Annotated in this window: 5 protein-coding genes; 2 read left to right on the forward strand and 3 right to left on the reverse strand. The window is 52.2% G+C overall.

Features of this window, described 5'->3' with window-relative positions:
- Window positions 1–114: 114 nt before the first annotated feature.
- On the forward strand, window positions 115–1,290 hold the full coding sequence (locus B036_RS0108740) for a peptidogalycan biosysnthesis protein (RefSeq protein ID WP_020568323.1): 1,176 nt from the start codon (window positions 115–117) through the stop codon (window positions 1,288–1,290).
- Window positions 1,268–2,107, forward strand: a complete 840-nt coding sequence (locus tag B036_RS32885; RefSeq protein WP_026231819.1) for an SDR family NAD(P)-dependent oxidoreductase — start codon at window positions 1,268–1,270, stop codon at window positions 2,105–2,107. The genes B036_RS0108740 and B036_RS32885 overlap by 23 nt, the downstream gene beginning before the upstream one ends.
- On the opposite strand, the gene B036_RS28605 is transcribed toward B036_RS32885, so the two are convergent.
- From B036_RS28605 to B036_RS28615, 3 genes are all read right to left on the reverse strand, one after another.
- Window positions 2,021–3,325 (reverse strand): aminotransferase class I/II-fold pyridoxal phosphate-dependent enzyme, encoded by a 1,305-nt coding sequence (locus B036_RS28605; protein ID WP_020568325.1) that lies wholly within the window; start codon window positions 3,323–3,325, stop codon window positions 2,021–2,023. The genes B036_RS32885 and B036_RS28605 overlap by 87 nt on opposite strands.
- A gap of 295 nt (window positions 3,326–3,620) precedes the next feature.
- Entirely contained in the window at window positions 3,621–4,394 is a 774-nt protein-coding gene (locus tag B036_RS28610; RefSeq protein WP_020568326.1) for a 4'-phosphopantetheinyl transferase family protein, read from the reverse strand.
- Window positions 4,358–8,383: a non-ribosomal peptide synthetase gene (locus B036_RS28615; protein WP_026231820.1), complete on the reverse strand. Its 4,026-nt coding sequence runs from the start codon at window positions 8,381–8,383 to the stop codon at window positions 4,358–4,360. Before B036_RS28615 ends, B036_RS28610 begins: the two co-directional genes overlap by 37 nt.
- Window positions 8,384–8,530 lie beyond the last annotated feature (147 nt).

The raw sequence follows: 8,530 nt of genomic DNA on the forward strand, positions 1-8,530 counted from the left end.
GTTATAGACCGGTTTAGCCGCCTTGTTCAGACGGAAAAATCCGGTGACTTAATACGCGAAAACTTCTTTTACAGTATAACCAGTTGAAGGCCCAGAACTAAAAATACGTTTTTTATGGCAACTAACGTGGTTAAGACCTATAGCTCCATTGTCGAAATTCCTGCTGAACTTTGGGATTCGATACTGCTGCCATTAGATGTCTTCCACACTCATCGTTTTATACATACTGTTGAGCTGGCTAAAGTTGAAAACAGCCAATGTTGGCCGGTTTGTTTCTATGAAAAAGATGAATTGGTTGCTACCGCCGTATTGTCTGCGTTTAGGGTCGACCTGGGGTTGTTTTTAGGCGAAAGAATGAGCGATTGGATAAGGAGTGTTCGGAAAAGAATCCCCCATTTTTTGCAACCTAAAATTCTTTTTTGTGGATTGCCCATTTCTTTAGGACAGAAAAACCTAATCATTGCCCGGCCTGAATCAACCAATTGGGTGCTGAAGGCCCTGGACGAAAAGATGCAGGAAATTGCTAGCCGCTATGAGCTTGGGTTTTTTATCCTTAAAGAATTTGATCAGGAAAGTGCCGGTGAACTTGGGGCCTTTAAAGGCTTAGGGTACTTTATTGGCGACAGCATTCCATATATGAACATGGACATTCGATGGACCTCTTTCGATGCTTATTTAAATGAGCTCAGACACACTTACCGCCGACAGGTTAAAAAGTCATTAAAAAAAATAGCGCCTATTTCTCCGGAGGCTCCTGCTGGAATCGTGTCACCACTACAGGCGATGGTCCGGTTTAATCATTGGGAGAATTGCCCGCCTTCTTTGTTTTACAACTATTATCTTAAGGTCATGGACCGGGCAGAGACCAAATTAGAAGTTCTGAACCTGCCTTTTTTTGAGCATTGTTTTGAAAAGCTTAGGGAAGACCTGACACTGATTACGGTAGAAAAGGGAGGAGAAGTGCTTTCCGCAGGCTTGTTGTTTAAGCATGATCCATATCTGACTTTTGCGCTGGTGGGGAATAAATACGGGAAACACGCTGAGGTCGATCCTTACTTTAATCTTATTCATGCCATGATCGCATTGGCCATCAAGGAAGATGTCCAACAACTTAAACTAGGACAAACGGCCTATTGGGTTAAGCAACGACTTGGAGGGAAGCCCTCAGGGCGTATTCTATTCTTTAAGGCTAAGAATCGCGTTACACATTATGCTTTAAAAAAAATGCGAAAAATTTTATTTCCGGACACCCCAATTCCTTCAATCCATGTTTTTAAAAAGCAAGCTTAATAATCAATATGCCGGGAAGAATGTGGTTGTCACCGGAGGGTCCTCGGGTATTGGCTTTGCCATTGCTAAAGAATTTGCACTAAGGGGAAGCCGGCTGTTCCTGATCGCCCGGAACATAGATCGTCTGGAGGCCAGCGCGGATAGTTTGCGCAACGATTTCCACGCCAATGTTGTAGAGGTTTTTTCTGCTGATGTGACGGAGGAACAACGTATCGGGGAAGTCATGAAGAAGATTAGCCAGCGCTTTGGTGGTATTCATGTGTTGATTTTAAACGCGGGTATTACGGTACACGGTAAATTCGAGGACATCGAATTGGAGGATTTGAAAGCGGTGATGGAGGTTAACTACTTTGGAGTCATTACTTGTTTAAAGGCAGCTCTTCCATTTTTGAAAGAACAGGAAAATGCCCAAATCGGAGTGGTGTCTAGTGTGGCGGGTTATGTGGGGCTTTTTGGCTACAGTGGCTACGCACCTACCAAATTTGCGCTTGTTGGCTTATCTGAATGTTTGCGTATGGAGTTAGACATATCTCTTACCCTTATTTATCCGCCTGATACGCAGACACCCATGCTAGAAAAAGAGCGTCAGCATAGTCTACCCGAAACTAAAGCTATAAGCAAAAAGGCCAAAGTGATGCAGGCAGGACAAGTAGCGAGAGCACTACTCCAGGGTATGCAAAAAGGAAAATTCGAAGTATACTGTAATGCCGAGAGTCGGCTGATCCATTTTCTAAGAGGCTTTTGGCCGGATATTCTGTTTAGGGAGCTCGACGGAATCGTTCGAAAAGCGCGGGCTGAGCTTCGCAAAAGCAGCTAGACTTTGATCCATGAGTTCCTTTGTATAATTGGCTGAAACACACAGCCTCAGGCGGGCTTTTCCCTTTGATACGGCCGGATGGACTATTGGCGAAACCAGGAACCCTTTTTCCAGCATGGCACTGGAGAGGGCATATGCTTTCTCATCAGACCCTAACATGAGTGGAACAATATGACCTGATGGTTCGCGGATGGTATAGCCCAGGTTTTTGAGGCCGGTTTTAAAGTAGGCAATATTCTTTTCCAATTGATTCAGGCGCCATCTTTCATCCTGAATAACCTCCAGTGCAGCTGAAGTCGCAGCCGTAGCCGCAGGAGCAAGGGCTGCTGAAAAAATAGAAGAATTGGCACCGTGTTGTAGATAGTAGATCAATTCCTTAGAACCCGCCACAAATCCACCGTTGGACGGAATGGTCTTAGACAGGGAAGCAGTATATAAGGATACATCATTAGGGTTCACCCCATAGTATTCATCAACCCCCCGGCCATTTTTCCCCAATACTCCAAATGAATGAGACTCATCAATCATCAGGAAACACTCATGTTTTTTCTTGAGTTCGATTATTTCGGGCAGCGGACAATTATCGCCATCCATAGAATAAGTTCCTTCCACTAGGATAAGTATTCTTCGGAAGGAATCCCGGTGTTGTTGCAGCAGGTGCTCCAAATGCTCAGCGTCATTATGTTTAAAATGCTTAAACGGGACCTGAGCCAGCAGAAGGCCATCGGTCAGGCTTCGATGGATAAACTGGTCGGCCAATACTAAGTCATCTTTTCCGAAAAGAGCTGTGATTACTGCCACATTAGTCAGATATCCGGAAGAAAATGTCAGTGCCGCTTCTGTGCCTTTAAAGGCTGCTATTTTTCGCTCCGATTCCAGGTGTAATTCGTTGGTGCCGGTTAGCAGGCGCACGCCTCCGGTGCTGGTGCCGTATTGCCGGATGGCTTCAATAGAAGCTTCCTCTATCTTAGGATGGCCAATCAGCCCTAGGTAGTCATAAGCTGAGAGTACAGATACGGTTTCGCCGTTAAATGGCATATGGGCGCCGGCTTTACCTTCCAATGCCTGTTGATAGGTGTAATAGTTGTTGGACATTCCCCAATGAAGTACGCGCATCAATCGTTTGGCAGGACTGGTGTTGAGTAAGTGGCTTTTACCGGGTAGCCAAGCTTGAGCTCTATGGAAAAAGCCGTCGAAAGGGTCCTTTTGTTTTGACATGATTCTTGTGATTCATTCGAGGGTTAACCTCCATCAAAAACCGTATTTTCAGGAATAAGACCTTCAACTTCGTAACTCCTCCGCATTGCCCTACGGTAAGCTTCCCATAGGCAACAACCGCTCTAAAGTAGAAATTCAGATTTAATTTTCATGTTTTCGGTCAACGAATACTTAATAATGCCCTGTTTTCGAGCCTGATTTTTGGTATTGATCGTGTTGATTTAGCTAGAAATTGAATTAATCCAGGCGACTCTACACTAAGTGTCAGGTTGCGTCTAAAGGGAAATCCACAGCGCTATCCCTTTTCCCGGTCAAAGAAAAATACTTCCCCGTACCTGCCCCGCAACACCACCGCCCCCGGTAGCCCTTCCCGCACCATAAACGACCCCAGCGACCAATCGTCCACAGCCTCCGGTGCCCAGTCGACCCGTTGGATACCTACGTCCTGGTCCAGGTCCACCGTCACCGCAAACTGGTCCAGTGGCAAGCTAAGCCCCTCGCCATGGGCCTTAATGAAGGCTTCCTTACGTGTCCACGTGCGGAAAAATGCGGCAACCTGATCGGTTGGAGGAAGGGCTAAGACAGCCGCAGCTTCCGTAGGGGAGAAGAAGCGGGAGGCCAACCGTTCTATCTCAATGCTTTCGTCGGCTTTCTCCAGATCCACGCCTAATGGAGGACCGGAGGTGAACCCTAACAGGCCGTACCCGCCAGCGTGAGAGACGTTGAAACTTAAAGGTGCCTCAGCCGCCAGGTCTGGTTTTCCGTAGGCGGAATACGTGAAGGAGATCGCTGTTGGGGGAAGGTCCAGGTACCGGCCCAGGAGGCTACGGAGTATGCCCCGGGCGTTAATGAAATGGTTGCGGTCTTCAGGATAGTGAAACCTGGCGGCCCGTTGTTTTTCATCGGGTGAAAGCAATGCGTAGTGATGGCTGGTTTGGATCGGATCAAGGGATAAATTCGCACGCCAAAGGTGTATCTCCCCGGTCTGTGGCAGGGTAGGGAAGAAGGCCGGAACTGCCCAGGGCGTTTGGCTTAGGGTGCGGTGGCGGCCGGGGTTTCCTGAAGGCATTTTTCAATAGTTGCGGCCAGTTGTTCCACGTAAGGAGGTTCGAACAAGCCAATGTGTGTACCGGGGATAGCGCGGACCACCAGACCACCACCGGCGAGGGTAGACCAGTTGTCTTCGTGGTATTTCTTCTCTGGGTTCTCCGCAAATTGAGCACTGCGAATCAGCGTTATTGGATGCTGGATGGGCGACCAGGTGTATTCGTTATAGCGCTGATACAGGCCATTAATGGTTTGCCGCAGGGCTTTGCCCTGCTTGTCCTCCAGCGGGATGCTGAGCGCCTGGCGGGTATGAAACCAATAGCGGTAAATACTCCGTCGCAGCAATTTCCAATTGGCTTCCCTGATGATGCGGATCATGGTATACACCGGAGAGAACCGGGGGACGGGTACTGGCGCAAGCTGGGTGGGGCTGGAGTCAATGATGAATAAACTGCCGACGGTCTCTCCGGCAGCAAGCAACTGATGGGCAGTCTCAAGAACAACACAATTACTAAAGCAGGTACCCAGCAAGTGGTAAGGCCCATGGGGTTGAACCTTGCGTATCTCCCGCAGGTAATCTGCGGCCATTGCGGGGATGTCCTCCGGAAGGTCATCCATGCCGGCCAGGGTGTGTGGCTGCACGGCATATACAGGTCGGTGCTGTGGTAGGGCATTCGACAGCGGCTGGTAGAAAAAAACGTGGCCGCCGCCTGCGTGAATGCAAAAAAGTGGTGCCTCGGAACCGGTGCGGCGAAGGGGAACTACGGTACGGGCTTCTTCATCCACGACCTTTTGGTCCAGGGCCGCCGCCAGCTCCCGCACCGTTTGGTGCGTGAAGATGTGGTGGGGCTCCAGTTCCAGGCCTTCTTTCCGTGCCTGGGAAATGATGCGGATGCTACGAATGGAATCTCCGCCGATGGCAAAGTAGTTGTCATCCAGGCCAACCGGCCCTCGTTTCAAAACCTTCTCCCACACCGCAGCGAGGCTTTTTTCGGTGTCGGTCGCTGGGGCGACAAACGTCTCCGCAGAAGTAGCAGGCATCGTCAACTCGGGGGCCGGTAGCGCGCTTTGATTTATTTTGCCGTTGGGCAGACGAGGTAATTCGTCGAGTGCGATGAGGATGGCGGGAACCATGTACTCCGGGAGGTCAGCGAGTAAAGACTGGCGTAAGCTCAATGCCGACAGTTGCTCCCGAACGGTGTAGTAGGCCGCCAGCCGGGGCACTGCCCCGGATTGATCAACGATGGTGACGGCCTCGCGAACGGCAGGTACCTGCTCTAACCGTCGACTGACCTCTTCCAGCTCCACGCGGAAACCACGAATTTTCACCTGGTGATCAGCCCGGCCAAGGAAATCCAGCAGGCCGGAGGGACGCAGCTTGACGAGATCACCGGTCTTATACAACCTTGCTTTTAATCTTTTCCCGGCACCCGCGACCGCGCCTAAATCTGCCTCCAGGAACCGTTCCTGCGTCAGGCTTGGTTGCTGCCAATACCCCTTGGCCAAGCCCTCTCCTGCCAGGTATAATTCTCCCGGAACACCTAAGGGGACGGGCTGCAAATGCGCGTCGAGCACATAGTTTTTTACGTTAGGAATTGGCTTGCCGATGGGGACTGCCCCATTAGCATCTCCCGGCTGAATCTTGTGGGCCGTACACCAAACGGTACCCTCCGTTGGACCGTATTCGTTGACGAGTTCCACTGACGGAAAATGCTTGAAATGTGTCCGGACGAGCACCGGGGAGCAGGCTTCGCCCGCCACCATCACCGTTTGTAAAGATGCCAGTTCGTCGGGCGTAGCTTCCTCCAACAGCAATTGGTAAAGGGAAGGCAGCAGCAAGGTATGTGTGATGCCCTGATGGTGAATGATGCCCCTCAACCGCGCCATGTCCTGTTCAATACGCTTTGGCGGAATAACCAGTTTTCCCCCCTTACACAAGGTCCAGAAAATACCGGCCACCGAGCTGTCGAAGGCAAAGGAAGAAAGCAGGAGGAAGGCCTTCGGTTGGTGCTCGAAGTACGCAAAACGTGCGGTGGTCGAATGCACCAGATTGGCCTGGGAGATGGTGACGCCTTTGGGCTTTCCGGTACTCCCCGAAGTATAAATCAGGTAAGCCGGATCATCGCCTGATAGAGTGGGGAACAAAGGCGCTTCAGTGGCGGGTGCCATCGGAACATCAACGGTCCGTAACCCGGAATCCACTAGTTTGGGGCGTAAATTTTTGGTGGTCACGACCACTTCTATGCCAGCGTCTTCGATGATGTAGGCGGTCCTGCCGGCGGGGTAGTCGGGGTCAAGTGGGACGTAGGCGCCGCCCGCCCGGAGGATGCCGAGAATGCCCACGATCAGGTCAACCGTCCGGCCTACGAACAGGCCAACGGGGGTTCCCGGCAGCACGCCTGCACGCTGTAGCTCACCAGCCAATGCCGCAGAACGCCCAATTAACGCCTGGTAGCTGAGTTGGTGCTCCTCATCGGCCACGGCGATGGCGGTTGGGTTTTCCTGTCCGGCTGCAAGGATCAGCTCGGTAACCGAGGCCGGGCGGGGGAGTTTCGTTGCCGTGTCGTTCCAATCCAGCAGTACCTTCTGCCGTTCTGCCGGAGACATCAACTCCAGCTGGGTAACCGGTGTGTCGGGCTGGCCCGTGCCGTGTTCGAGCAGCACCGTCAGGTGGGCCAGCATACGTTGGGCGGTAGCTTCGTCAAAGAGGTCCTTAGCGTATTCCAGTGCCAGGGTGAAATGGTTGCCGTGGTCTGTGGCAAACAGGGTGAGGTCAAATTTTGCGACCCCCAGATCCATCATTTCTTCCCCTAGTTCGAGGCCTTTGGGTAGGGTAGGGGCGGCGGCCTCGGTGTTGTACACCAGCATGTTTTGAAACAGCGGATTAGCCCCCGGTTCTCGTCTGGGTTGCAGGTGATTGACGAGCACATCGAAGGGAACGTCCTTGTGTTCCAGCGCTTGCTCCATTTGCGTTTTGGTGCGCGCGACCAGGTCGCGAAAGCGTTCGTCTTTGTCTTCAAAGCGCGTTCGGAGCACTACCGTCTCGTTGAGGAAACCGACCATGCCTTCCAGTTCGGTGCGGTCGCGGGTGCTGACGGGACTGCCCACCGTAAGGTCTTTTTGGGCGCCGTAGCGCAGGAGCAAGGACTGGTAAGCGGCAAGGAACACCACATTGTTCGTCGTGCCCACGTCCCTGGCTAATTCCCTGACTTGGACGGATGTTTCCGACGAAACTGTGGTCGTGAGCGTCGCTCCGGCATAGGTCGGCTTCGCCGCCCGCACCTGATCGAAGGGCAAAGCTGAAGATGGTGGGGCCTCGCCGAGTAAATCAGTCCAGTATTGGAGGCTCTTGTCGGCCACCGGCCGTTGGTTCTTCCAGTGGGCATAGTCTGGAAACTGGATGGCTAGTGGTGAGCGTTCATTGCTCCGCCCTTCCGCCAGCTCCGTATAAATTCCGAACAACTCTTCGTTGAGGACCATCAGCGAAGAACGGTCGCCGATGATGTGGTGCATACTGATGACGAGCCACGAAGTTTCTTCTCCGAGGTATATCAGAGTGGCCCGGAACAAGGGGCCTGTTGCCAGATCGAAGGGCTTTTGGGCCTCGGCTAAGGCCGTAGCTTCGCTCTTCGCCCGCCGTTCTTTAATCGGTACGGAATCCAGGTCAATGCGCGCCATCCGGAAGTCTCCGGCAGGGCGAATGATCAGCTGAATATCCTCCTCTGGCCGAACGTAATTGGACCGTAGTAATTCATGCCGTTCAACGATCTGCGCTAAACTTTGCTCCAGCAAGTCTGCCTCCAGCGGGCCGGAGAATTTATACAGATGACCGTACTGGTAAAAAGCATTGTCGGGATACAACTGCTGTAACAACCATAACCGCTGCTGACCGCTGGTGGGCGCCACTACGGTGCCCGCAGGCCGTGCCGGGATGGTACGGTCCACCGGCTTCCGGCGTTGCTTCCACTTACTGAGGAGGTCGGCTTGTGATGGTTTGTTTGGTTGTGGCATGTTGCAAGTTTTAAGTCGCTTTGCTTCTGGTTGCAGGGGTTGCAGGTTGCAGGTTGCAGGGGTTGCAGGGTCGCTTTGCTCCCGTTGCAGGGGTTGCAGGGTCGCTTTGCTCCCGTTGCAGGGGTTGCAGGGTCGCTTTGCTCCCGT

Origin of the sequence: Neolewinella persica DSM 23188 (assembly GCF_000373105.1) — a bacterium.
GTDB lineage: Bacteria > Bacteroidota > Bacteroidia > Chitinophagales > Saprospiraceae > Neolewinella > Neolewinella persica.

Coding starts and splice junctions, on each gene's coding strand:
- B036_RS0108740 (WP_020568323.1), top strand. CDS start 115: ATGGCAACTAACGTGGTTAAGACCTATAGCTCCATTGTCGAAATTCCT.
- B036_RS32885 (WP_026231819.1), top strand. CDS start 1,268: ATGTTTTTAAAAAGCAAGCTTAATAATCAATATGCCGGGAAGAATGTG.
- B036_RS28605 (WP_020568325.1), bottom strand. CDS start 3,325: ATGTCAAAACAAAAGGACCCTTTCGACGGCTTTTTCCATAGAGCTCAA.
- B036_RS28610 (WP_020568326.1), bottom strand. CDS start 4,394: ATGCCTTCAGGAAACCCCGGCCGCCACCGCACCCTAAGCCAAACGCCC.
- B036_RS28615 (WP_026231820.1), bottom strand. CDS start 8,383: ATGCCACAACCAAACAAACCATCACAAGCCGACCTCCTCAGTAAGTGG.